We start from the raw sequence: 23208 nt of genomic DNA on the forward strand, positions 1-23208 counted from the left end.
CGGGCCTGGACGCATTTCATTCGATAGTGCCGCTTGAACCAACATTCAGGTCGGACTGGGACAGACGGAATCCTCGCGGTATATGAAAGTTCTCGAGAGCTACATACTGCGTCGCACGACCATCGTATTTGTCGCGGCGCTGTTCTGGACGCTGGCCATCGTATGGACCACGCAGGTCCTGGCGCGAATCGACCTGGTCACGGACAGCGGCCAGTCTGCGCTTACCTTCTTCAAGGTCGCGAGTTACGTGCTGCCGACCGTCATCCCGATCGTTGTGCCCTTCGCGATGGTCATCGGTATCGCCCAGACCTTGAGCGCGATGAACACCGATTCCGAACTCGTGGTGATCAGTGCCGCCGGCGCTTCGCGCACCACGGTCGTGCGCCCCATCGTGATTCTTGCGGTGCTGGCGAGTTTCTTTTCTCTGTTCGTGGGCAACATCGTCGAGCCATATGCCCGGCTGCAGAATCGCGAACTGGTTGCGTCCGCCCGCGCCGACCTTATTTCGCTGCTGATCCAGGAAGGAACGTTCCGCAAGGTCGACAACGGCCTGTTCGTTCAGATCAGCGAGCGTCTGCCGGATGGCGGGCTGGGCGGCGTTTTCGTTGCCGATTCCCGCGAGAAGAACATCGATCTCATCTACTACGCGAAAGAAGGCGCCTTCGTTGACCGAGACGGCAGGAAGATGCTGGTCATGAATGACGGCGTCATCCAGCGGAAGGCCCCTGGTGGCGAGGTCTCGGTGATCCGCTTCACGTCTTATGCTTTCGACATGAGCGAATTCACCAATGCGGCCAATGAGATCACCATGTATCCCAAGGACCGCACGACCGGATATCTCCTTGATCCGCCATCCGATGACCGGATGTACCAGAAGGTTCCGCAGCAGTTCCGCGCAGAGCTCCACAGGAGATTCTCCGACTGGCTGTATCCCCTTGCTTTCGCTTTGATTTCCATCGCCGTTGCAGGCGATGCCCGCTCCCACCGCGAAGCACGGCTTCATCCGATGCTGACGGCCATCATGCTCACTCTCGGCATACGCTGGCTCGGCTTTTTCGTGGCCAACGAATCCGAATCCCAAGCCTGGCTCATCTATATCGTCTATGGCGTACCGATCGTGACGTCATTGGTGGCGAGCTGGTTCATCATCACCCATCGGACGCTTGAGATCCCCGCTTCGCTCACCAATCGCCTTGCCGATGTCTTCGCGGCAGTCAGCAGCCGCTTCGCAGGCTTGCTGGGCCGCAAACCGAGAACGGGAGCGGCGTGATGGGTTGGACGCTGGGCCGCTATTTCTTCATCCGCTACGCCGTCATCACGACGTGGTTCTTCCTCGGCATCTTTGCGTTGATCTTCATCATCGACGTTACCGAGTTCGCAAGCCGCGCGTCCGGCATTCCAGGCTTCACCTTCCAGATCGCATTGGCGGTCTCGGCGCTGCGCGTGCCGATGATCATGCAGCAGACGGTGCCTTTCGTCGGACTTTTCGCGGCCATGGCGACACTTGTGTCACTCAACCGCCGCTACGAATTGGTCATCGCTCGTGCAGCGGGTATATCGGCCTGGCAATTCCTCACGCCGATCTGCATAGGGGCTATGCTGTTCGGCGTGTTTTCGATCACTGTGCTCAACCCGATCGCAGCGCAGGGTTTTTCCAGGGCCGAGCTTCTCGAAACCGAACTGCGCAGCGGCAAGAGCAACCAGGTCGCCGCCGACGCCGTACCATGGCTGAGGCAGAAGACCGACGGCCAGGACGTGATCATCGGCGCCCGCGCCGTTCTGAACCAGGGGTTGACGCTTTCAGACGCGTCCTTTTTCTATCTCAATGACAATAAGGATATCGTGTTGCGCAAGGATGCGGCACGCGCGGTCCTTCGGGATGGGTATTGGGAGTTGCGACAGGTCAGAACCCTCCGCGACGGCCAGCAGGTCGAAACGCAGGCGACCGACCGCGTCAACACCAATCTAAAGCCTGAATTCGTGCAGGAACGGCTTGCGCGGCCCGAAACGATCCCATTCTTCCAATTGCCGGAGAAGATCGAGGTGGCACGGTCTTTCGGTCTGCGAGCAAACGCCTTTTCCATGCAATTCCATTCGCTTGTGGCGCTGCCTTTCCTTCTTGTCGCAATGACTCTCATTGCTGCAACAGTGTCGATGCGATTTGCCCGTATGGGACAATCCGCGACTATGATTCTGGGTGGCATCGTCGCAGGCTTTCTGCTTTATGTCGTGTCGGTTCTCGTGAAGGCATTCGGAAACGCGGGATTCGTGCCAACCTATATGGCGGCATGGTTTCCGGTTGTCGTAGCGATGTTCTTTGGAGTGACGTTCTTGCTTTATAAGGAAGACGGCTAGTGAGGGGCGTAATGGCTGGAAGCAGCAAGACGGGCCGGATGGCACGCCTTCTGGGCGCTAGCGCTCTCGCGTGCGTGTTCATGTATGCAGTACCGGGATCTGCGTTCGCGCAGCAAGTGCCGAGTCTTGCCGACAGGGTGCCATCTGATGCTCAGATGCTGCTCGAGGCGGATACGCTTGTCTATGACAACGACAAGCAGACGGTTACTGCCGTTGGCGGCGTTCAAATCGAATATGGCGGCAATCGCCTGGTCGCGCAGCGCGTCATCTACGACCGCAATACATCGCGTGTGGTTGCTACGGGTGGCGTCGAACTGCTCAACAGCGACGGAACCAAGATCTATTCCGACCATATCGACATTACTGACGACTTCGCCGATGGTTTCGTCAACGCGCTGCGCCTGGAAACGGTCGACAAGACCTATTTCTCGGCAGAAAGCGGCGAACGCCGCGGCGGCATGCTGACAACGTTCAACAATGGCGTCTATACTGCTTGCGAACCCTGCGAAGACAAGCCGGATCGAGCGCCGATCTGGCAGATCAAGGCCAAGAAAATCATTTGGAACGGACAGACCAAGACTGTCCGCTTCGAGCAGTCACGCTTCGAGTTCTTCGGCTTTCCCCTCGCCTTCCTGCCGGCATTCGAAATCGCCGACCCTACGGTCAAGCGGAAGTCCGGCTTTTTGTCGCCCAGCATCGCCCACAATTCCAAGCTCGGATACAGCGTTGCAGTACCGTATTACCTCGCATTGGCGCCGACATACGACCTGACGCTGACGGGTCGCGGCTACACCAAGCAGGGCTTCCTCGGCGAGGCCGAATGGCGTCAGCGGTTCAACAACGGCCAATATTCGCTGAAGATGGCCGGTATCCACCAGTTGAATCCCGATGAATTTAAAGCGAACCGCGTCAATAGCGGTCCCGCAGGCGATCCGAACGAATTCCGTGGCATGATCGGAACCAAAGGTAGGTTCGAGATCAACCCTCGCTGGGCCTTCGGCTGGGACGTGATGCTCCAGACCGATAAGAATTTTTCGAACACCTACGGGATCAACGGCTTCACTGGCACCCAGACCTCTCAGGTTTACCTCACCGGCCTGAACGACAGGAACTACTTCGATCTGAGGATGATGAAGTTCCAGGTGCAGGAAGACGTCTTCGACTCCAGCCCGAACGCTCGCAATCCGAAGCAGCCCTGGGTGCTGCCGTCGTTCGACTATGCCTACATCCCCGACCAGCCTGTCGCGGGCGGTCAATTGTCGATCGACATGAATGCCCGGTTCCTGCGCCGCGACAACCTAGATGCTTTCAACTACCTCGGAAGCACCGAGAGACGGCGTGGCACCCCGCTGATAAGGGGCATCGAGGGCACATCGCAGCGCGTTACGGCCGAGACGGAATGGAAGCGTAACTTCATCACCGATGGCGGCTTGATCATCACCCCCCTCCTGGCGTTCCAGGCCGAGGGTGGCGGCGCGGATATGTCTGCGGATTCAGTCGCGGCTATCAATCAAATGGCAACCGACCTCGGCGTTTCTTCCGACGTCAGGTCCTCCTGGTTCCGCTACATGGCAACCGCCGGTCTGGAGTTGCGGTGGCCGGTGCTGTTTTCCGCGACCAGTTCATCCCACATCATCGAGCCGATGGTGCAGGTGTTTGCGCGGCCGAACGAGCAATATGTCGGCGGCCTGGGTCTCCCCAACGAGGACGCGCAGAGCTTTGTTTTCGATGCATCGACGCTGTTCGAACGCGACAAATTCTCCGGTTACGACCGGATGGAAGGTGGTTCTCGCGCCAATGTAGGCTTCCGTTATTCGGGCACCTACGACAATGGCTGGTCCACCAACGCGCTCTTCGGTCAGTCCTATGCATTGGGCGGGCAGAACTCGTTTGCCTCGCCTGATCTGGTCAATGTCGGCGCCTATTCCGGCCTCGAAACGGATACGTCGGATTTTGTCGCGCTTGCCGGCTTCGCCAGCCCGATCGGTCTTTCCGGCTCGCTCAGCGGACGCTTCGACGAGCAAACATTCGAAATGCGCCGCACCGAAGTGAAGCTTGGGTACAGCGATCCGAGCCTGTCGCTCACCGGCAAATACGCCTTCATTCAGGCGCAACCGCTTTATGGATTTAGCGAGGACCGTCACGAAGTCACCGGCACGGCAGCATTGAGGCTTCACGAAAACTGGCGCGTCTTCGGATCGGCAACCTACGACATCGAACACGAGATCCCTGTGCGCAGCCGTCTCGGCTTTGCTTATGACGACGAGTGTTTCACCTATCTGATGGCCGTGAGCCGCTCTGAGAAGCAAAACAACGACGTGGAGACCAAGGTCAGCTTCAACATCACGTTCCGTACACTGGGTGACTTCGGCTCCGGTACGGTCAACAGCCTGGCGCCTTGAGGGTCAGCGGCGACATAGATTGCGCGGCGACATCGTTTCGCCGCATAAGCGGGCCATCCAGACGCAGGGACGCGGTCGAATTTCGGTTTGGCCAGGGTTAAACGGGATGTTTTTGATGAGGAAATACCTCTTTTCGGCAGGTCTGGCGCTTTTGGTGGCGACGGTTTCATTGCCTGTCGTCATGGCGCCGCAGCCTGCGGTGGCGAGCGAAATCAAGTACATCGTCAATGATGTACCGATCACAAGCTATGACATCCAGCGTCGCGCCGCTTTCCTGAAGCTGCAGAAGCGGAAGGGCAATGCCGGCGAGGATATGATCGAGCAGACGATCAAGCTGGCTGAGATGAAGCGTCTCAATGTTCGCATCACCGATCAGCAGGTGGCCGACGCCTATGCGCGCTTTGCCGCGTCCAACAAGCTGAAGCCGGCGCAGATGGATCAGATTCTCGCCCAGGCAGGTGTGACCAGTTCGCATTTCAAGGAGTTCATCCGCACCCAGATGGGTTGGAACCAAGCGCTGAGCCGCCGTTTCCGCTCCGAAGCGGGTGGTGGCATGACCGAGCAGGATGTCGTGCGCAAGATGCTGCAGAACGGCGGCAACAAACCGACGGCTACTGAATATATGCTGCAACAGGTGATTTTTGTCGTGCCCGCCGCTCAGCGCGGTGCGATAATGGCCAAGCGCAAGCGTGAAGCCGAAGCCATGCGCGGTCGTTTCAACGGATGCGAGAGCACCCGCCAATTCGCTCAGGGCCTGATCGACGTTACGGTCCGCGATCTCGGTCGCGTGATCGCGCCTCAGCTTCCCCCGGAATGGGCCGACCAGATTAAGAAGACGAAGACCGGCGGTGCCACCACGGTTCGCGAGACCGATCGGGGCGTTGAGTTCATCGGCATCTGCAGCGCGCGCGAAGTGTCTGATGACAAGGTCGCGCAACTGGTGTTCCAGAACGAAAGCACGGGCGCCGGCGGCGACAAACAGGCCGAGGAACTCAGCAAGAAATATCTCGCTGAACTGCGGACCAAAGCCCGCGTCGTCCAACGCTGATCTCATCCAGCGGTCGTGCGTAATCGTGCGCCGCTGGCGCTGACAGTTGGCGACCCCTCCGGTATCGGGCCGGAAATCGCTATCGATGCCTGGCGCAGACGCAAGGAATTTGCGTTGCCGGCTTTTTATCTTTTGGCCGATCCTGATCTGATCGAAAGCCGAGCAGGTTCGTCAAGCCTGCAGATCGCTCTCGTTGCGCCTGAAGAGGCCGAAGCGCGCTTTTCGGATGCCCTGCCCTTAGTGCCTCTGGCGGCGCGGCTTATCGATAAGTGTGGGATCCCAGACCGGGCCAACGCTGCGGGCATTATTGAATCGATCGACCGCGCCGTGGAGGATACGTTGTCCGGACGCGCCGGCGCGGTGGTTACCTGCCCAATCGCCAAAAAGCCGCTCTACGACGCAGGCTTCCGTTTTCCCGGCCACACCGAGTATCTCGCGCATCTTGCCGAGAGGCATGGACATGCCGCCGCGATGCCGGTGATGATGCTGGCAGGCCCCGACCTCCGCGCCGTGCCCGTCACCATCCATATCGCGCTTGCCGAGGTCCCGAAGGCGCTTACAACCGAGCTGATCGTCAGGACTGCCGCCATCACAGCCAACGACCTTCGCGGCCGCTTCGGCATCGCAAAGCCGCGCCTTGCCATTTCGGGTCTCAACCCACATGCGGGCGAAGGCGGCGCTATGGGCCGAGAGGACCTGGACATCATCTTGCCTGCGGTGCTGGCCTTGCAACGGCAAGGCATCGACGCCTTCGGTCCGCTGCCCGCCGATACGATGTTTCATCCCCGCGCCCGCGCGACCTATGACGCAGCCCTGTGCATGTATCACGATCAGGCGCTGATCCCGGCCAAGGCGCTTGCCTTCGATGAAACGGTCAACGTCACGCTCGGTCTGCCCTTCATCCGCACCTCGCCCGACCACGGCACCGCGTTCGACATTGCCGGGAAAGGCGTGGCGCGCTGCGGCAGCCTGGTGGCGGCGCTGAAGCTTGCGCGCCAGCTTGCCGACAATGAGGTCACAACTGCATGAGGATCGATGGCCTCCCCCCCTTGCGCGACGTCATCGAACGCCACGGCCTTCAGGCCAAGAAGGCGCTCGGTCAGAATTTTCTGCTCGACCTGAACCTGACCAGCAAGGTCGCCCGCGCCGCAGGAGACCTCACGCAAACCACCGTCATCGAGGTAGGCCCTGGTCCAGGCGGCCTGACCCGCGCATTGCTCCTGAGCGACGCCAAACGGGTTATTGCCATCGAACGCGACGAGCGCTGCCTTTCCGCATTGGCTGAGATTTCGGATCATTATCCCAACCGTTTGGAGGTGATCTCGGGTGATGCCTTGAAGACCGATTTCACAGCGCTTGCGCCCGGCGAAGACGTCAAGATCGTCGCCAACCTGCCCTACAATATCGGTACGGAGCTTCTGGTCCGGTGGTTGACGGTGCTGGACTGGCCGCCCTTCTACCAGTCGCTGACGCTGATGTTTCAGCGCGAGGTCGCCCAGCGCATCGTGGCGACGCCTCGGGATGATGCCTATGGCCGCCTGGGCGTGCTTGCCGGCTGGCGCACGGACGCGCGCATTGCCTTCGACGTGCCCCCACAGGCCTTCACGCCGCCGCCCAAAGTCACCTCCTCGGTGGTGCATCTGGTGCCGCGCGCGGCGCCCCTGCAGGCCGATGTGGTCAAGCTTGGGCGCGTCACCGAAGCGGCCTTTGGCCAGCGCCGCAAGATGCTGCGCCAGAGCCTGAAAAGCCTCGGCGGCGAGGCGCTGTTGCAACGTGTCGGCATCGACCCCACACGCAGGGCGGAAACGCTGGACGTCGAGGATTTTGTCGCGCTGGCGAACCTGATCTGAGCGCAGTCAGATCTTCTCGGCCAGCAATCCGGAAATGAAGTTGAACAGGCCGGGACGGCGGTCGCGCCGCAGGCGTTCCGCCTTGACGATCGCGGTCACCTCCTGGAACGCTCTGTCGAGGTCGTCATTGATGACGACGAAATCATACTCCGTCCAATGTTCGATCTCGTCGCGCGCGTTTTTCAGCCGCTGGTCGATCACCGCGTCCTGGTCCTCCGCCCGGCGCTTGAGCCTGGCCTTCAACTCGCCCATGGATGGCGGCAGAATGAAGATCGAGACGATATCGGCGCGCATCTGCTGCTTGAGCTGCGTGGCACCCTGCCAGTCGATATCGAACAGCATGTCGCGACCTTCAGCCATGGCCAACTCGGCCGGGGCACGCGGCGTGGCGTAATAGTTGCCGTGGACTTCCGCCCATTCGAGCAGATCGCCATTGTCGCGCAGGCTTTCGAACTCGCGCTTGTTGGAAAAATGGTAATGGACGCCTTCGATTTCGCTGCCTCGACGTGGGCGCGTGGTGACGCTCACCGACATCTCGAAGCCGATGTTGCTTTCGATCAGGTTGCGCGCGATCGTCGTCTTGCCGGCGCCGGAGGGCGACGACAGCACGAGCATGAGCCCGCGACGCTTGATACTGGAACCGGTGTCTTTGGTGGCCATGTCTACTCCAGATTCTGGACCTGTTCGCGGAACTGGTCCACCACGGCCTTCAGTTCGAGGCCGATGGCGGTGACCGAAGCCGCGTTGGACTTCGAGCACAAGGTGTTGGATTCGCGGTTGAATTCCTGGGCCAGGAAATCGAGTTTCCGGCCGACCGCACCGCCCGAAGCCAGCAGCGCACGGGCGGAGACGATATGTGTCTTAAGCCGGTCGATCTCTTCGCGGATGTCGGCACGGGTTGCCAGAAACGCCGCCTCGGTTGCGATCCGGCTTTCATCGAGAGACGGTACGGCATCGAGAAGCAACCGTACCTGCTCGACAAGGCGCTCACGGATCGCGGCCGGTTCGCGCGAAGCGTCCGCCTCGGCCTTCGCCGTCAAAGCTTCGATGGCGTCGACATGCCCACCCAGAACCTCCACGAGGGCTGCGCCTTCGGCCTGACGGGCCTGTTCGAGACCGGCCAGCGCGTCGTTCAGCGCAGCCAGGATGATAGCGTCGAGAGCGGCACGCTCCTCCTCGGTTTCGACCGCCTCGGGCATATCCAGCACACCGTGCAGCGAAAGCAGGCCGTCGGCGGTAGGGGGTGCTGCGCCAAAATGTTCTACGAGGCGTTGGGCGAGACCGGCGACATCCTTGAGAAAGGCCTCATTGACGACGGGTTGGGTAAGGCCGGTGGGCCGCCCGATTGTCAGTGCCGCCTGAACGTTGCCGCGGGAAAAGCGCTTCTGGATTGCCTGTCTGGCGAGCGGTTCGAGCCGGTCCAGGCCGGGCGGCAGCCGCAGCCGCGCATCGAGGCCTTTGCCGTTGACCGACTTGATCTCCCAGGCGACGGAGGTACCTGCCTGCTGCCCGGTGGCCCGTGCAAATCCCGTCATGCTCTGAAGTGTCATATGCGCCCCCGAGCCTCTCAAGGTTCCATGGCGATGCATCATCGCCATGTCCAAGCCCGCCTCGGGTCTTTCTAGCGTCCGGAAGCATGAGTGGGAAACGAAATAACCCTGCCGAAGCAGGGTTATCCGCATGAACCTGAATTTCCCCGGCTCAGCTCGACCCGGAAAGACCCTTTTCGGCCTATTGCTGGACGGGAAGCTCCGCGTCGTCCGGCAGTACGTTGCCCGCCTTGGCCGCTTCTTCGCGCTGCTTTTTCTGAATGGCGCGCCATTGCGCAACGTTGCGGTTATGCTCTTCCAGGGTCTCGGCGAAGACATGGCCCCCGGTGCCGTCGGCAACGAAATACAGGTCCTTCGTCTTCGACGGGTTGGCGACCGCCTCGAGCGATGCGCGCCCCGGATTGGCGATCGGCGTCGGCGGAAGGCCGTTGATCGTATAGGTGTTGTAGGGTGTCGGCTTCTGGATATCCGACTGATAGATCGGGCGATCCGCCGGCCTGCCCTTCCCGCCGAACAAACCGTAGAGGATCGTCGGATCCGACTGCAGGCGCATCTTCTTGTTCAGGCGGTTGATGAAGACACTGGCGACATGCGGGCGCTCGTCGGACTTGCCGGTTTCCTTCTCGACAATGGACGCAAGGGTGACGAACTCATTGATGTCCTTAACGGGAAGGTCCGGCGAGCGGCGCTCCCAGATTTCTTCGACCAGCGCTTTCTGGTGGGCCAGCATCTTGTCGATGATCTGCTGGCGCGAGGCGCCGCGCGTGAAACGCTGGGTATCTGTTGCCAGCGACCCTTCCGGCGGGATCTCCGTTGGCATCTCACCGCTCAGCGCCTCGTTTTCGGCAATGCGCTGGAACGCCTGTTCGACGGTCAAACCTTCCGGAATGGTCAACGAATACAGCACCGACTTGCCGCTTTTCAGCAGTTCCATGATCTCGAGCATGGAAGCACCGGGCTTGATCTCATATTCGCCGGCCTTCAAGGCCTGGTCGTTGCCATAGGCGCGGACGCCGACACGGAAGATGCGGGCGTCGCTGACCAGCCCCCGGCGTTCGAGCAGGCTCGCAACTTCGGACACACCCGCACCTTGCTTGACCAGGAATGTCGATGCCACCTGCGACGGGCCTCGGCCCTCGAACTGGCGCTTGCCGAAATAGACCGCGCCCGCGCCAATCAGCACCACCAGAATGACGATGGTCATGACGAAGTTGAGGAACACCACGACTTGGCTGCGCGAACGGCGTGAGCGCTTGCCCGGCGGGGGTGTACCGGCTTCGGGGCGCAGCGCTTCGCTGGCCGACTTCGGCACGATGGGAGCTTTTGGCGGCTGTGCTGGAGGCTGCCCGGCCTCACCGGCTCCAGGAATATCTGTACTCATTACGCCTCGTTGCTCTCTGCTGTGTCGAATCCCCGACGGCAGAGTAAGGCGGAATATGGCGAAATTCCCTTCAACCGTCCTTCCTGTCCGTCATTGAGGAGGGCTCAGCCATTGTAGCGGCTGAATACCAGGGAGGCATTCGTTCCGCCAAAGCCGAAGGAGTTCGACAGGGCGACATCGATCCGGCGCTCGCGCGACTTGTGCGGAACGAGGTCGATCGCGGTTTCGCGTTGGGGATTGTCCAGATTGATCGTCGGCGGTGCGATGTTGTCGCGGATTGCCAGCACAGAGAAGATCGCTTCCGCCGCACCAGCTGCACCGAGAAGATGGCCAATCGACGATTTGGTCGATGACATCGAGATTTTCGAGGCCGCATCGCCCACCAGCCGCTCGACAGCGCCCAATTCGATGGTGTCGGCCATGGTGGATGTGCCATGGGCGTTGATGTAGTCCACGTCGGACGGCTTGAGATTGGCCCGCTTCAGCGCAGCGGTCATGCAGCGGAACGCGCCATCGCCATCCTCTGAAGGCGCTGTGATGTGATAGGCGTCGCCTGTCAGGCCGTAGCCCACCACTTCCGCGTAGATCTTTGCGCCGCGCGCCTTGGCATGCTCGAGTTCTTCAAGCACCACCACACCTGCGCCCTCTCCCATGACAAAACCGTCGCGGTCGCGGTCATAGGGGCGGGATGCCTTTTGGGGCGTGTCGTTGTAATCCGTGGAAAGCGCCTTGCAGGCTGCGAAACCCGCCATCGACAGGCGCGTGATCGGCGCTTCCGCCCCACCGGCCAGCATGACGTCGGCATCGCCCAGCATGACGAGCCGGGCCGCATCGCCAATGGCGTGCGCGCCGGTCGAACAGGCGGTGACGACTGCGTGATTCGGCCCTTTGAGGCCGTGACGGATCGACACCTGACCAGAGACCAGATTGATGATGTTGCCGGGAATGAAGAAGGGGCTGATGCGGCGCGGACCGCGTTCCTTGAGGATCAGCGCGTTGTCGGCAATGCCGTCTATGCCGCCGATGCCCGAACCGATCATGACGCCGGTGGCGAACTGTTCGTCAGGGGTCTTGGGCTCCCAGCCCGAATCCTTGAGCGCTTCGTCAGCCGCAGCGATGCCATACAAGATGAAATCGCTGATCTTTCGAAGCTCCTTGGGCTCAAGGAAAGCCTCGGGATTGAAGGTCCCGTCGCTGCCGTCCCCGCGGGGGACGGCATGCGCGATCTTGCAGGGAAGGTCATCCACCTCGAAAGTGGAGATTCGGCTTGCGGCACTGCGGCCCGTCAGAATGTGCTTCCAACCGTGTTCCGCACCGACGCCGAAAGGCGAAAGCAGGCCAAGGCCCGTGACAACCACACGCCTCATGGCAGGTCCTTCCCGAGTCAAACTATGCGAGATATCAGGCCGAGGCCTTGTCGATGTACTTCACGGCGTCGCCGACCGTGAGGATGGTCTCGGCAGCGTCATCCGGAATCTCGACGCCGAATTCTTCTTCGAACGCCATCACGAGCTCGACCGTGTCGAGGCTGTCTGCGCCCAGGTCGTCGATGAAGCTGGCGGCCTCGGTGACCTTGTCGGCCTCGACACCGAGGTGTTCGACAACGATCTTCTTGACGCGCTCTGCAGTGTCACTCATGTGGACATCCTCGTCTTGTGTTAATTAGTTTGGTCTTCGTTAACGGGCGGACTGCCCGTAATCAAGCTCAATTCTGCGCCCACCATAAGCGCGGCGGAGGCGGAACCAGTCATCGCCGACCGCCTTACGGCTCGCGGCATTACACGAAAAAATAACCGCGTCAAAGGCGAAAGAACCTCTTTCAACACGCCAGAGGCGTGGAGAATGGCGTTTCGGTCCCTCGTTTGGCGGTCAGATCATCGCCATTCCGCCATTGACGTGAACCGTCTGGCCGGTGACGTAGGAGGCTTCGTTGGAGGCGAGATAGACCACCGCGGAAGCAACTTCGGCGCCCGTTCCCATCCGCCTGGAGGGGATCGCTGCCATGATCGCCTCTTTCTGCTTATCGTTCAGCTTGCCGGTCATGGCCGATTCGATGAAGCCCGGGGCGACGCAATTGACAGTGATGTTGCGCGTCGCAATCTCCTGCGCGAGCGACTTGGAGAAGCCGATCATTCCCGCCTTGGAGGCGCAATAATTCGCCTGGCCGGGGTTGCCGGTCACCCCCACCACCGAAGTGATGTTGATGATGCGACCATGGCGGCGGCGCATCATCGGATGCGTCAATTCGCGTGTCAGGCGGAACACCGCGCTCAGATTGACGTCGATCACGCTGTCCCAGTCGGCGTCCGACATGCGCACGAACAAGCCGTCCTTGGTGATGCCGGCATTGTTGACTAGGATATCGACACCTTCCAGCTCGGCTTCCGCTTTCTGGCCCAGCGCCTTCACAGCGTCGCGGTCGGCTAGATTTGCCGGAAACAGCTTCACCCGGTCGCCCAGTTCGGAAGCCAGTGCTTCCAGTTTCTCGACGCGGGTGCCATGCAGGCCGACAGTGGCGCCCTGCTTGTGCAAGAGCCGGGCAATCTCTTCGCCGATGCCACCCGAAGCGCCGGTGACGAGCGCCTTGCGGCCAGTCAGATCGAACATTTGCCACTCCTATTTGGAACTCAAGACCACTCCCTTGGTAAGGGAGTGGTCTACCACCTATTATGAAAATGTCGTCATTTAGGAAAGGCTGGCAATCGCGGCATCCACATCCGCTGGCGTATTGACGGCCGACACGACGATATCCCTGTCAATGCGGCGCGCGAGGCCGGACAAAACCTTGCCGGCGCCGATCTCGTACAAAGTGGTCACGCCATTGGCGCCGAACCATTCGACGGTCTCGCGCCAGCGAACCCTGCCTGTCACCTGCTCGACCAGACGAGCGGCGATCTCATCGGGATCGGTCAGCGGCGCAACGGTCACGTTGGCGACCACCGGGACCACAGGCGTGTTCCGTTGCACTTCGGAGAGGGCCGCGCGCATTCTCTCGGCGGCAGGGGCCATCAGCGCGGAATGGAACGGTGCGGAAACCTGCAGCATCAGCGCCCGCTTGGCGCCCTTTTCAGAACAGAGCTTGGCGGCCCGCTCGACCGCGGCCTTTTCGCCCGAGATGACCAACTGGCCTCCACCATTGTCGTTGGCGATCTGGCAGACGGCGCCTTCGGCGCCCTCTTTGCAGGCGGCTTCGACATCGGGTTGTTCAAGGCCGATGATCGCGGCCATCGCGCCCTTGCCTGAGGGAACGGCCTCCTGCATGGCGTTGCCGCGAATGCGCAGCAGCCTTGCGGCATCCGAAATCGAGACGAAGCCGGCAGCGGCCAGCGCGGAATATTCGCCAAGCGAGTGGCCGGCGACATAGGCAACCTTATCCTTGAGCGACAGCCCGCGCGATTCGAGCGCCCGGAACGCTGCGAGCGAGACTGCCATCAGCGCCGGTTGCGCGTTGGCCGTTAGCGTCAGCGTCTCTTCCGGGCCTTCCCAGATCAGCGCCGACAGCTTTTCGCCCAGCGCCTCGTCAACCTCTTCGAAGACGCGCCGCGCTTCGGGAAACGAATCGGCCAGTTGCTTGCCCATGCCGACGGCCTGGCTTCCCTGCCCTGGAAAAGTGAATGCAACGGACATGTCGCGCTCCTATCATTTTGAAATGGGCGTGTGCGTCACACCATGCCGCAAAGTCAAGCCCAAGCCTGGCGAATCGCCGGAGGGGCGGACTTTGACAAAACAATCACAGATCGTTGCAAACTCACATCTTTTGTCGGTGGACGCTTCTCATTTTTGACACATGCCCTAGCTCTTCGTGACATCTGCATGTCAAAGAGATGACACTTTTGTTACGAGGTGCGGATTTGAACTTGGCGATTGCGATCGAAGGAGAAGAGCCCGGCATAAGGTTGCGACGCATGCCTATGGTACGGCGCGCGCTTGTATCTCTCGGGTTTACGCTCGCTGTTTCAACACTCCTGGTCTTCTTTGTCGAACTCATCGCGCGCGGCTCGTTTGCCGACTCCATCGCCTTTCTGTCGCAGCCGCATCGTCCAGGCTGGTCCACCGTCGTCCTGATCGTTGTGCTCGCCATTGGTCTGGATGCGCTGTTAGGCCGGCGCCACAACGGCTTTCTTATTATCGGCCCGATTTTCCTGGTGCTGGCATTCGTCGGCCAGCAGAAATCGCTCTATCTGGGCGATCCGCTCTATCCGACGGATTTTCTCTATTCGCGCCAGATCGTCGAACTCATGCCGCTGCTGGTCGGCGAGCGCCCCATCATGGCTCTTGCCACCGTCTTGGCCGTGCTGGTTTCGATCGGCGGGCTGGTGTGGTCCTGGCGCTATTGGCGGCGGCGGGCGGATTCCATCGCCTTCGCAGCACGACTGTCGCGTCTTGCCATTGCCGTGCCCGCTCTGGTCGCCTTCGCATCGATGATGGACTATGCGACCTTTTCTTGGGTTCGCGACCGGCTGCAGATCGTGCCGATGATGTGGGACCAGAAAGAGAACTATCGCAGCAACGGCTTCACACTCGCCTTCGCGCTCAACCTGCCTATGGCCAAGGTGAGCGCGCCGGCGGGTTACTCCGAGCGTGCCGTCAACGCCATCGGCAAGCCCGGCGTCGCAATTGCCCTGCCCGACGAACAGCCGGACATCATCATGGTGATGAACGAATCGTTCTGGGATCCGACGCGGCTGCCGGACGTCACCATCAAGCCCGATCCGATCGGCTTCATCCGCTCGACGCAATCCGGCCATGTGTTTTCGCCGGAATTCGGCGGCATGACCGCCAATGTCGAGTTCGAGGCCTTGACCGGCTTCTCGAATGCGTTCCTGCCGACCGGCAGCATTCCCTACCAGCAATATATCCGCACGCCGATCCCCTCGCTGGCGACCTTCCTGCGCAGCGAAGGCTATGAGACGCGCGCGATCCATCCTTTTGCTGGCTGGTTCTGGAACCGGTCCATGGTCTACCAGGCCCTCGGCTTCGAGACATTCATGTCGGAGGAGACGTTGCCGAAGCTCAAGAAGCGCGGCACGCTTGCATCCGACGCCGCCCTGGTGGGCGAAATCATCCGCCAGGCGGATGCCCAGAAGCAGCCGTTCTTTTTCTTCGCCGTCACGCTGCAGGGCCACGGTCCCTATCCGCCCGGCCGCTACGGCAAAGAAACCCGACATGAGGTGGAGGCCAACACCACCGGTTGGGCCCGCGATTCGATTGCGACCTTTGCGGAAGGTGCGGCGGACGCCGACGACAGTCTGAAGACGCTCGTCGAATGGGCAAGAAAACGCGAGCGCCCGACTGTCATCGCCTTCTTTGGCGACCACCTGCCGCCGCTGGGTGACGTCTACGTCCAGACCGGCTTTATGGAAGGACCCGTAGCACCGCGCCGCGCACCGCTCGACGACATGATGGCGCAGCATGAGACGCCGCTTCTCGTGTGGTCCAACAAGACAGGCACCGAACGCCGCATCGGCACGATCAGCCCGGCCTTCCTGCCGCTGCATGTGCTGGAGAGCGCCGGCATCAGCCATCCCTACTATACGGGGTTCCTCGGCAAGATGCGTGGCAGCTACAAGGTGATCGACCGGAATCTGCTGCTTGGCCAGGACGGTGCCGCCGACCAGGACTGGCTGCGTGAACCGAAGCTGGACCGCGATCTGAAGAACTTCCGACTGCTGCAATACGACATGATGTTCGGTGGCAAGCACGGCACCAGGCGCTACTTCCCCGAGCTGATCGACGATTTGATTGCGGACCGTCCGGCTTCTCCAAGGCGGTTTCTTTCCTCGGCTGACCGGTCATCGCTTGCAATTCAGGCCTATTGCTGTATAGACGCGCGCATTCTGCCGGTCCCGACCGGGGGCTGAACGGAGGGCCGGAGGTTTTTCAAAACCGCCGTGCGAAGTCAAAAGCGCTTCCGCCTCCCGTGTTCCCGCTCTCGACCGTCTCGTCATGCTACCTTTCTTCCCCGTTTGCGGGTCAGGAGAGATCGCAGAGGCTTTAGCCGCCGGGGCCGGGAGATAGAAACGAAGAAAGGCAAAGAACAATGGCTCTTTACGAACATGTGTTTCTTGCCCGCCAGGATCTGTCCCAGCAGCAGGTCGACGCGCTTGTGGAAAACTACAAGGGCATCGTCTCCGCGAATGGCGGCTCCGTCGGTCGGGTCGAGAACTGGGGACTGAAGTCCCTTACCTACCGGATCAACAAGAACCGGAAGGCCTACTACACGCTCATGGACATCGATGCTCCGGCTGCGGCCATCAAGGAGATCGAGCGTCAGCAGGGCCTGTCCGAAGACGTCCTCCGCTTCCTGACCATCCGCGTCGAAGCGCATGAGGAAGGCGTCTCCGCCATGATGCAGAAGCGCGAAGAGCGCTCCGAGCGTGGCGACCGCGGCTTCGGCGACCGTCCGTCGCGTGGCTTCGGCGACCGTGACCGTGGCGACCGCCCGGCTCGCAACTTCGGCGACCGCGACGATCGTGGCCCGCGCCGTCCGCGCGAAGCAGTTGAAGGAGCAGAATGATGGTCGACATCAACCAGATCCCGACCCGGCGTCCGTTCCATCGCCGCCGCAAGACCTGCCCGTTCTCCGGCGCCAATGCTCCGAAGATCGACTACAAGGACGTGCGTCTGCTGCAGCGCTACATTTCCGAGCGCGGCAAGATCGTTCCGTCGCGCATCACCGCCGTCAGCCAGAAGAAGCAGCGCGAACTCGCTCAGGCGATCAAGCGCGCCCGTTTCCTCGGCCTGCTGCCCTACGTGGTGAAGTAAGACATTTCGGACGGGCGGTTCGCCGCCTGTCCGCTCCCCCGCGACGGGCGCGGGACGAGACACTGCAAATCCCGAGTTGGGTATTCCAGCCCATGAGCTCAGCCGAAAACCCAATTTTTCGGCCCCATGGGATGCCCTAACTGCCACCGCAGGCAGGACAGCGACACCGGCGTCAAGCGCCCTTTTTGCGTCCTCGCCTGTCTTCGATTTTCCGCCAGAAATGGCGCACCAGGAGACAAGAGACATGCAAGTTATCCTTCTCGAACGCATTGCCCGCCTCGGCCAGATGGGCGAGACCGTTAAGGTCAAGGACGGGTTCGCCCGTAACTTCCTGCTGCCGCAGGGCAAGGCGCTGCGCGCCAACGAAGCCAACAAGAAGAAGTTCGAAGGCCAGCGCGCCCAGCTCGAGACCCGCAATCTCGAGCGCAAGTCGGAAGCCCAGAAGATCGCCGACGTGCTCGACGGCAAGAGCTTCATCGTCGTCCGTTCGGCCGGCGAAACCGGCCAGCTCTACGGCTCGGTCTCGACCCGCGACATCGCCGATCTGGTGACCGCCGAAGGCTTCACCGTTGCCCGCAATCAGGTCGAACTCAACCAGCCGATCAAGACCATCGGTCTGTCGAATGTGGCGATCGCGCTGCATCCGGAAGTCGAGGTCACCATCACGCTCAACATCGCCCGCAGCGCGGATGAAGCCGAGCGTCAGGCCAAGGGCGAGCTGCTCACCACTGCCGAGGCTATCTACGGCGACGACATCAACGAGAACGCCCGTCCGGACAACTTCTTCGATCCGAACGAAGACGAAGGCGACTCCGAAGAAGCCTGATCAAGGCCCCTTCGACCGTCATGAAGCCCGGATGCCAGCATCCGGGCTTTTTCTATACCAGCGAAGAACCCACTTGATGCAGCCGAATTTTGGGAGATTATAGCCTTAGGTTATCATATCCGGGTAGGCGCACATGAACACGTTCCTACAACGCGTTGTGGCTCATCTCGTCCGCAAGGGTCATCTGCAGATCACCGGACCGGGCGGCGAAACGCACAGCTTCGGCGACGGAACAGGCACACCGGTCCATGCCCGGTTGCATACGCGGCACGCCGAACGCGCAATCACGCTCGATCCGATGCTCGCATTTCCGGAAGCCTACATGACCGGCGAGGTGACCATGGAGCGCGGCGACATCCTCGACCTGCTCCATGTCGTCTACATCAATATGGGCCCGGCCGGTGTGGAAGCCACCTGGACACGGGCCGTCGAGGGGCTGCGCCATGCCTTCCGCAGGCTGCAGCAGGTCAACACGCCGCTGCGGTCGCGGCGCAACGTGCAGCGCCATTACGACCTCTCCGGTGAGCTCTACAAACTCTTCCTCGACGAGGACATGCAATATTCCTGCGCCTATTTCGAGCGGCCAGACATGACGCTCGAAGAGGCGCAGATGGCCAAGAAGCGCCATCTCGCGGCCAAGCTGAAGATAAGGCCGGGCCAGACCGTCCTGGATATCGGCTCAGGCTGGGGCGGTCTCGGCCTCTACCTCGCCCGGGCCTTCGAAGCGGATGTGCTGGGTGTGACGCTGTCGACCGAACAGCACGCGGTGGCGACCGAGCGCGCGCAAGCGGAGGGGCTGAACAATCACGTGCATTTCGAGATTCGCGACTATCGCGATCTCAACGAACGCTTCGATCGCGTCATCTCGGTCGGCATGTTCGAACATGTCGGCGTCAACCACTACCGCACCTTCTTCGACAAATGCGCCAAGCTGCTCAAGCCGGACGGGGTGATGGTGCTGCATTCCATCGGGCGCAGCGGCCCGCCCTGCGCCACCAACGCCTTCATCCGCAAGCACATCTTCCCCGGCGGCTACATCCCTGCCCTCTCGGAAGTTCTGCCGGCGATCGAGAAGTCGGGGCTGATCGTCTCGGATGTCGAAATCCTGCGACTGCACTACGCCGATACGCTGAAGCACTGGCGCGAGCGCTTCCACGCCAACCGCGAAAAGGTGCTGCAGATTTATGACGAGCGCTTCTTCCGCATGTGGGACTTCTATCTCGCCGGATCGGAAGCCGCCTTCCGCTGGCAGGACTTGATGGTCTTTCAGATCCAACTCACCCAACGCAACGATACGCTGCCGGTGACGCGCGATTATATCGGCAAGTGCGAATCCGCCCTTGCCATGCACGAAAAAGCGCATGACCACGAACCGCGCACCAAGATGACCAGAAAGCCGCGCAAGACGAAGAAGACCACGGGCAGCTGATCGTCGGCAACGGGTTGACCCGGTTGGCTATCTCGCCTTCAACGAAAACACCGTTGGAGGCTGTATCGGCACATGACCATGCCGATTTCCTCGCGGCGTCGATCGAGTCCGCTATCAGGGGAGGTGTAAAATCAATGGAGTTCGCCGTCACCGCAAATGTGAGTTGGCGCCTTTCGACCATAGCCCTGATTCTCGGCTTAACGATCTTCGCCGCCCTGTCGTCAAACACGGTCAAGGCTCAGCAGACATTTCCCGCCAAGAAGGTTTCTCGGGAGCACATCGAGTGGTGCTATAAAAACCACAAGTCCTATCGCCTTCTCGACAATACCTATGCGGACAGCGATGGGAACCGTCTGGAGTGCATTTCGCCTTATAGCTAAAAATATGGCCCGACGTTTCCATCGGGCCATGTCGAGTGCCGTGTTCTCTGCAATTCTAAATCAGAACGCCAATTTGAAGCCTGCCGACAGGGTGACCGAGTAGAAATCCATTCCGGCGCTATCGCTATAGGTCGGACCTTCGTTGCCCGACTCAATGTCGTAAAGAGTGGAGTCGCCCTTCTTCCGGAAGTATTTTTCGAAATTAGCCGCTACGAAGACGCCGGCCTTTTCGGTAATGGCGTAATCAGCCTTCGCGCCTAGCGAAATGAACGGGATCGGATCGTACTTCTCTTCGAATCGAAGGCTCCGCAACCAATGGTGATCCGTGTCGGTCGCCGAAATGGTGAAGCCGCCACGTGCGAGACCTGAGAAGGTAAAAGCACCTGACTTGACCGTCGCCTCCGCACCCAGGAAAAGGCCGGGATAGCGTTGTTCGAAGGTAATGATGCTTTGCCCGTCGGGGAAGTTTGCAACGGTATCGCGGAATCCATTAACGCTGTACACCAATGAGCCGCCATGGGCGGTCCACTTGACGTTGGTGTATTTGAACCCGCCATGCAAATTGATCGTAGCGCTGTCATTGATCGCGAAATCGCGCCCGAGCGCGATATCGAGATTCACGTAACGGTCAAGCTTGGTGTCGGGATGAATCGACTGATGCGTCCAGTCTTCCCAATTGGAGCCTGGGGCAAAGGGAGCGAGCCAGTCGTAGTCTTCCATGTGGCTGTCACCGGAAAAACCCACAACTCCGTTTGCCGCAACCCTCCAGCCGTTGGAAACTTCGGCGTTGAACGAGCCGGTCAGCACAGGCGCGCGCGTCTCCCAGATGAGATGGCTGATCCGGTTGCCCCCGCCGTCGTAAACGACTTCATTGCCTTTCAGCCAGGTGTAGCCGACACCGCCGAGAAAGGTGACTTCGTTGCCGGCAGACGCGTATTGAACCGCGTCAACCTGATCCGCCGCCATAGCGGATTGTGAAACCGCCGCGATCCCCAAGCCTGCCGCAGCCATACAAAACAACTTGAACTTCATGCACGACCCCCTTGCATTCTAAGCATAAACCACTTCTGAATATCCAGAAGTCAACGCAGTGTCTGTCGCAAATCAGCAACAGCCTGATGCAAATGGGGCAAACTCAGCAACGTTGATACAAGCCTAACTATCAAGGGCGGGCGTTATACAACATCACTCAATACTGGAGCCAATAGGCCGGGGATTCCATGGAACTGAGCTATACCAAACGGCCCGAGCTGATCTCTTCAGACTGAATCTCGGAGGGCCTAGCCGTCCGAAGCTGAGCTTCTCGCTCATCGCATAGTCTACCTCAGCCCCCAGAGACACGAATGGTGTCGGTCCGAAGGTCTCTTCAAACCGCAGTCCACGTGTCCAGCGATGATCCGTATCGCTTGCTTTGACCGTTACGCCTCTCCGCAGTAAAGCGGCTTCCCGCATCGGGCAGGCGTACTGTCCATATAAAAAGATATGCCGCGCGGCCGCTGTCATGCCCGTGCGGAAGCGGGTAGAATCGCCCACGGAATCGAGTCAATAGACTTTGCCATCCGGCAAGGATGGCTGTGAATCATGGGCACGACGTCGATTGAACAACCATCGCTCGTGTCAATCTGCTACCCAGTTTACGGGACAGAAAACAGGACAGACATGGCAGAGGCAGCACGGAAATTCAGCGTGGCGGAAACGCCGCTCTATCGGGAGGCCCCGAACAACATCGAGGCCGAGCAGGCCCTTTTGGGCGCCATGCTGGTCAACAACGACGCGTTCTATCGCGTCTCGGACTTCCTGAAGCCGACCCATTTCTACGAACCGCTGCACCGGCGCATCTTCGAGATTGCCTCGGAATTGATCCGCATGGGCAAGATGGCCAATCCGGTCACGCTCAAGACCTTCCTGCCGGCCGACGAGAAAGTCGGCGACATGACCGTGCCGCAATATCTCGCCCGGTTGGCCGCCGAAGCCGTGACGGTCATCAACGCGGCTGATTACGGTCGCGCGATCTACGATCTCGCCACCCGCCGCGCGCTGATCACGGTCGGCGAGGACATGGTCAACATCGCTTATGATGCGCCTGTGGACATGTCGCCTTCGGCACAGATCGAGGACGCCGAGCGCCGCCTGTTCGAGCTCGCCGAAACCGGCCGCTACGATGGCGGTTTTGAAGCCTTCTCGGACGCCATCAAGACCGCCATCGACATGGCGAGCGCTGCTTACATGCGCGACGGCCACCTGTCCGGCATCGCCACCGGCCTGCACTATCTCGACGCCCGCATGGGCGGCCTTCAGCCGTCCGACTTGATCGTGCTGGCTGGACGTCCCGGCATGGGCAAGACGTCGCTTGTCACCAACATCGCCTTCAACGTCGCCAACGCCTACGAGCCGGCACAGCAGGCGGACGGCTCGTTCAAGGCTGCGAATGGCGGCGTGATCGGCTTCTTCTCGCTGGAAATGTCGTCCGAACAGCTCGCAACGCGTATCATTTCCGAGCAGGCCGAAGTGCCATCCTCGAAAATCCGCCGCGGCGACCTGACCGAAGCCGACTTCGAAAAGCTCGTGGGCTGCACCCAGACGCTGCAGAAAATCCCGCTCTTCATCGATTCGACCGGCGGTATCTCCATCGCCCAGCTGGCTGCCCGCGCCCGGCGGCTCAAGCGTCAGCGCGGTCTCGACGTCATCATCATCGACTATATCCAGCTCATGCAGGGGTCGTCTGCGAAGGCCTCGCAGAACCGCGTTCAGGAAATCACTGAAATCACCACAGGGCTCAAGGCGCTCGCCAAGGAATTGGGCGTGCCGATCATCGCGCTGTCGCAGCTGTCGCGTCAGGTGGAGAGTCGCGAGGACAAACGGCCCCAGCTTTCCGACCTTCGCGAATCCGGTTCCATCGAGCAGGACGCGGACGTGGTGCTGTTCGTCTATCGCGAGGAATATTACCTCAAGAACAAGGAGCCGAAGCCGGGCACCGACGAATATTTCAAGTGGGAAAGCGAGATGGCCGCAGCCAAGGGCAAGGCTGAGGTGATCGTCGCCAAGCAGCGCCACGGCCCGACCGGCACTGTCCAGCTCGGCTTCCAGGGCGAATTCACCCGCTTCTTCGACCTCGCCGAGGATAGCCATCTGCCCGAACGGTTCGAGTAGGCACGCAAGGTCTTTCGGTCAGCCGCATCATGAACTATATGCATGTTATGCAAGTTGCATGATGTGCATAGG

Annotated in this window: 21 protein-coding genes; 13 read left to right on the plus strand and 8 right to left on the minus strand. The window is 60.5% G+C overall.

The genetic code is table 11. The annotated features are described in order from the left end of the window. Positions 1 to 82: 82 nt before the first annotated feature. The 6 genes from lptF to rsmA all read left to right on the plus strand — a co-directional run bounded on the left by lptF (position 83) and on the right by rsmA (position 7655). The gene (gene lptF / locus ICI42_RS14040) at positions 83 to 1270 is read left to right on the plus strand and encodes an LPS export ABC transporter permease LptF (RefSeq protein ID WP_188165216.1); all 1188 of its coding nucleotides are present in this window, start codon (positions 83 to 85) and stop codon (positions 1268 to 1270) included. Beyond that, positions 1267 to 2355, plus strand: a complete 1089-nt coding sequence (lptG, locus tag ICI42_RS14045) for an LPS export ABC transporter permease LptG (protein ID WP_188165217.1) — start codon at positions 1267 to 1269, stop codon at positions 2353 to 2355. Before lptF ends, lptG begins: the two co-directional genes overlap by 4 nt. Before the next feature lie 38 nt (positions 2356 to 2393). Further along, a complete protein-coding gene (locus ICI42_RS14050; RefSeq protein ID WP_188165542.1) occupies positions 2394 to 4757 on the plus strand; it encodes an LPS-assembly protein LptD in 2364 nt (787 codons plus the stop codon). A 106-nt stretch (positions 4758 to 4863) separates the two neighbouring features. Further along, a complete protein-coding gene (locus ICI42_RS14055; RefSeq protein WP_188165218.1) occupies positions 4864 to 5805 on the plus strand; it encodes a peptidylprolyl isomerase in 942 nt (313 codons plus the stop codon). Positions 5806 to 5820: 15 nt separating this feature from the next. Next, complete coding sequence (gene pdxA, locus ICI42_RS14060; protein WP_188165219.1) at positions 5821 to 6834, plus strand: 4-hydroxythreonine-4-phosphate dehydrogenase PdxA; 1014 nt, start codon at positions 5821 to 5823, stop codon at positions 6832 to 6834. Further along, positions 6831 to 7655 carry a 16S rRNA (adenine(1518)-N(6)/adenine(1519)-N(6))-dimethyltransferase RsmA gene (rsmA, locus tag ICI42_RS14065; RefSeq protein ID WP_188165220.1) on the plus strand — a complete coding sequence of 275 codons (825 nt, stop codon included), beginning with the start codon at positions 6831 to 6833 and terminating at the stop codon, positions 7653 to 7655. The genes pdxA and rsmA overlap by 4 nt, the downstream gene beginning before the upstream one ends. A 6-nt stretch (positions 7656 to 7661) precedes the next feature. Here rsmA and gmk read toward each other — a convergent pair whose 3' ends face one another. From gmk to fabD, 7 genes are all read right to left on the minus strand, one after another. Further along, the gene (gene gmk / locus ICI42_RS14070) at positions 7662 to 8315 is read right to left on the minus strand and encodes a guanylate kinase (RefSeq protein ID WP_188165221.1); all 654 of its coding nucleotides are present in this window, start codon (positions 8313 to 8315) and stop codon (positions 7662 to 7664) included. A 2-nt stretch (positions 8316 to 8317) separates the two neighbouring features. Further along, a complete protein-coding gene (locus ICI42_RS14075) occupies positions 8318 to 9205 on the minus strand; it encodes a YicC/YloC family endoribonuclease (protein WP_188165222.1) in 888 nt (295 codons plus the stop codon). A 181-nt stretch (positions 9206 to 9386) separates the two neighbouring features. Next, positions 9387 to 10586, minus strand: a complete 1200-nt coding sequence (mltG, locus tag ICI42_RS14080; RefSeq protein ID WP_188165223.1) for an endolytic transglycosylase MltG — start codon at positions 10584 to 10586, stop codon at positions 9387 to 9389. A 104-nt stretch (positions 10587 to 10690) separates the two neighbouring features. Beyond that, positions 10691 to 11953, minus strand: coding sequence for a beta-ketoacyl-ACP synthase II (gene fabF / locus ICI42_RS14085; RefSeq protein WP_188165224.1), 1263 nt, complete (start codon positions 11951 to 11953; stop codon positions 10691 to 10693). Positions 11954 to 11987: 34 nt separating this feature from the next. Further along, positions 11988 to 12224 (minus strand): acyl carrier protein, encoded by a 237-nt coding sequence (locus tag ICI42_RS14090; RefSeq protein ID WP_019170544.1) that lies wholly within the window; start codon positions 12222 to 12224, stop codon positions 11988 to 11990. Positions 12225 to 12455: 231 nt separating this feature from the next. Further along, the gene (gene fabG, locus ICI42_RS14095) at positions 12456 to 13193 is read right to left on the minus strand and encodes a 3-oxoacyl-[acyl-carrier-protein] reductase (RefSeq protein ID WP_188165225.1); all 738 of its coding nucleotides are present in this window, start codon (positions 13191 to 13193) and stop codon (positions 12456 to 12458) included. Between the two features lie 78 nt (positions 13194 to 13271). Continuing rightward, complete coding sequence (gene fabD / locus ICI42_RS14100; protein ID WP_188165226.1) at positions 13272 to 14213, minus strand: ACP S-malonyltransferase; 942 nt, start codon at positions 14211 to 14213, stop codon at positions 13272 to 13274. 278 nt (positions 14214 to 14491) lie between these two features. On the opposite strand from fabD, the gene ICI42_RS14105 reads away from it, so the two are divergent. From ICI42_RS14105 to ICI42_RS14130, 6 genes are all read left to right on the plus strand, one after another. Then, positions 14492 to 16447 (plus strand): LTA synthase family protein, encoded by a 1956-nt coding sequence (locus ICI42_RS14105; RefSeq protein ID WP_330999177.1) that lies wholly within the window; start codon positions 14492 to 14494, stop codon positions 16445 to 16447. 179 nt (positions 16448 to 16626) lie between these two features. After that, positions 16627 to 17103, plus strand: a complete 477-nt coding sequence (gene rpsF / locus ICI42_RS14110; protein WP_188165228.1) for a 30S ribosomal protein S6 — start codon at positions 16627 to 16629, stop codon at positions 17101 to 17103. Beyond that, a complete protein-coding gene (rpsR, locus tag ICI42_RS14115; RefSeq protein ID WP_018427106.1) occupies positions 17103 to 17351 on the plus strand; it encodes a 30S ribosomal protein S18 in 249 nt (82 codons plus the stop codon). The genes rpsF and rpsR overlap by 1 nt, the downstream gene beginning before the upstream one ends. Positions 17352 to 17595: 244 nt before the next feature. Continuing rightward, positions 17596 to 18177 carry a 50S ribosomal protein L9 gene (gene rplI, locus ICI42_RS14120; RefSeq protein ID WP_188165229.1) on the plus strand — a complete coding sequence of 194 codons (582 nt, stop codon included), beginning with the start codon at positions 17596 to 17598 and terminating at the stop codon, positions 18175 to 18177. Positions 18178 to 18310: 133 nt separating this feature from the next. Continuing rightward, complete coding sequence (locus tag ICI42_RS14125; protein WP_188165230.1) at positions 18311 to 19606, plus strand: SAM-dependent methyltransferase; 1296 nt, start codon at positions 18311 to 18313, stop codon at positions 19604 to 19606. 134 nt (positions 19607 to 19740) lie between these two features. Continuing rightward, entirely contained in the window at positions 19741 to 19986 is a 246-nt protein-coding gene (locus tag ICI42_RS14130; protein WP_210317242.1) for a BA14K family protein, read from the plus strand. A gap of 60 nt (positions 19987 to 20046) precedes the next feature. Here ICI42_RS14130 and ICI42_RS14135 read toward each other — a convergent pair whose 3' ends face one another. Then, positions 20047 to 21018 (minus strand): omptin family outer membrane protease, encoded by a 972-nt coding sequence (locus tag ICI42_RS14135; RefSeq protein WP_210317244.1) that lies wholly within the window; start codon positions 21016 to 21018, stop codon positions 20047 to 20049. 627 nt (positions 21019 to 21645) lie between these two features. Here ICI42_RS14135 and ICI42_RS14145 point away from each other — a divergent pair. Then, the gene (locus tag ICI42_RS14145) at positions 21646 to 23136 is read left to right on the plus strand and encodes a replicative DNA helicase (protein WP_188165233.1); all 1491 of its coding nucleotides are present in this window, start codon (positions 21646 to 21648) and stop codon (positions 23134 to 23136) included. Positions 23137 to 23208: the final 72 nt, after the last annotated feature.

Origin of the sequence: Oryzicola mucosus (genome assembly GCF_014534685.1) — a bacterium.
Taxonomy (GTDB): Bacteria; Pseudomonadota; Alphaproteobacteria; order Rhizobiales; family Rhizobiaceae; genus Oryzicola; species Oryzicola mucosus.

What these genes read in the sequence shown, in the direction of transcription:
- lptF (WP_188165216.1), top strand. Translation starts at nt 83, where the DNA reads ATGAAAGTTCTCGAGAGCTACATACTGCGTCGCACGACCATCGTATTT.
- ICI42_RS14050 (WP_188165542.1), top strand. Translation starts at nt 2,394, where the DNA reads ATGGCACGCCTTCTGGGCGCTAGCGCTCTCGCGTGCGTGTTCATGTAT.
- ICI42_RS14055 (WP_188165218.1), top strand. Translation starts at nt 4,864, where the DNA reads ATGTTTTTGATGAGGAAATACCTCTTTTCGGCAGGTCTGGCGCTTTTG.
- rsmA (WP_188165220.1), top strand. Translation starts at nt 6,831, where the DNA reads ATGAGGATCGATGGCCTCCCCCCCTTGCGCGACGTCATCGAACGCCAC.
- gmk (WP_188165221.1), bottom strand. Translation starts at nt 8,315, where the DNA reads ATGGCCACCAAAGACACCGGTTCCAGTATCAAGCGTCGCGGGCTCATG.
- ICI42_RS14075 (WP_188165222.1), bottom strand. Translation starts at nt 9,205, where the DNA reads ATGACACTTCAGAGCATGACGGGATTTGCACGGGCCACCGGGCAGCAG.
- mltG (WP_188165223.1), bottom strand. Translation starts at nt 10,586, where the DNA reads ATGAGTACAGATATTCCTGGAGCCGGTGAGGCCGGGCAGCCTCCAGCA.
- fabF (WP_188165224.1), bottom strand. Translation starts at nt 11,953, where the DNA reads ATGAGGCGTGTGGTTGTCACGGGCCTTGGCCTGCTTTCGCCTTTCGGC.
- ICI42_RS14090 (WP_019170544.1), bottom strand. Translation starts at nt 12,224, where the DNA reads ATGAGTGACACTGCAGAGCGCGTCAAGAAGATCGTTGTCGAACACCTC.
- fabG (WP_188165225.1), bottom strand. Translation starts at nt 13,193, where the DNA reads ATGTTCGATCTGACTGGCCGCAAGGCGCTCGTCACCGGCGCTTCGGGT.
- fabD (WP_188165226.1), bottom strand. Translation starts at nt 14,213, where the DNA reads ATGTCCGTTGCATTCACTTTTCCAGGGCAGGGAAGCCAGGCCGTCGGC.
- ICI42_RS14105 (WP_330999177.1), top strand. Translation starts at nt 14,492, where the DNA reads ATGCCTATGGTACGGCGCGCGCTTGTATCTCTCGGGTTTACGCTCGCT.
- rpsF (WP_188165228.1), top strand. Translation starts at nt 16,627, where the DNA reads ATGGCTCTTTACGAACATGTGTTTCTTGCCCGCCAGGATCTGTCCCAG.
- rpsR (WP_018427106.1), top strand. Translation starts at nt 17,103, where the DNA reads ATGGTCGACATCAACCAGATCCCGACCCGGCGTCCGTTCCATCGCCGC.
- rplI (WP_188165229.1), top strand. Translation starts at nt 17,596, where the DNA reads ATGCAAGTTATCCTTCTCGAACGCATTGCCCGCCTCGGCCAGATGGGC.
- ICI42_RS14125 (WP_188165230.1), top strand. Translation starts at nt 18,311, where the DNA reads ATGAACACGTTCCTACAACGCGTTGTGGCTCATCTCGTCCGCAAGGGT.
- ICI42_RS14130 (WP_210317242.1), top strand. Translation starts at nt 19,741, where the DNA reads ATGGAGTTCGCCGTCACCGCAAATGTGAGTTGGCGCCTTTCGACCATA.
- ICI42_RS14135 (WP_210317244.1), bottom strand. Translation starts at nt 21,018, where the DNA reads ATGAAGTTCAAGTTGTTTTGTATGGCTGCGGCAGGCTTGGGGATCGCG.
- ICI42_RS14145 (WP_188165233.1), top strand. Translation starts at nt 21,646, where the DNA reads ATGGCAGAGGCAGCACGGAAATTCAGCGTGGCGGAAACGCCGCTCTAT.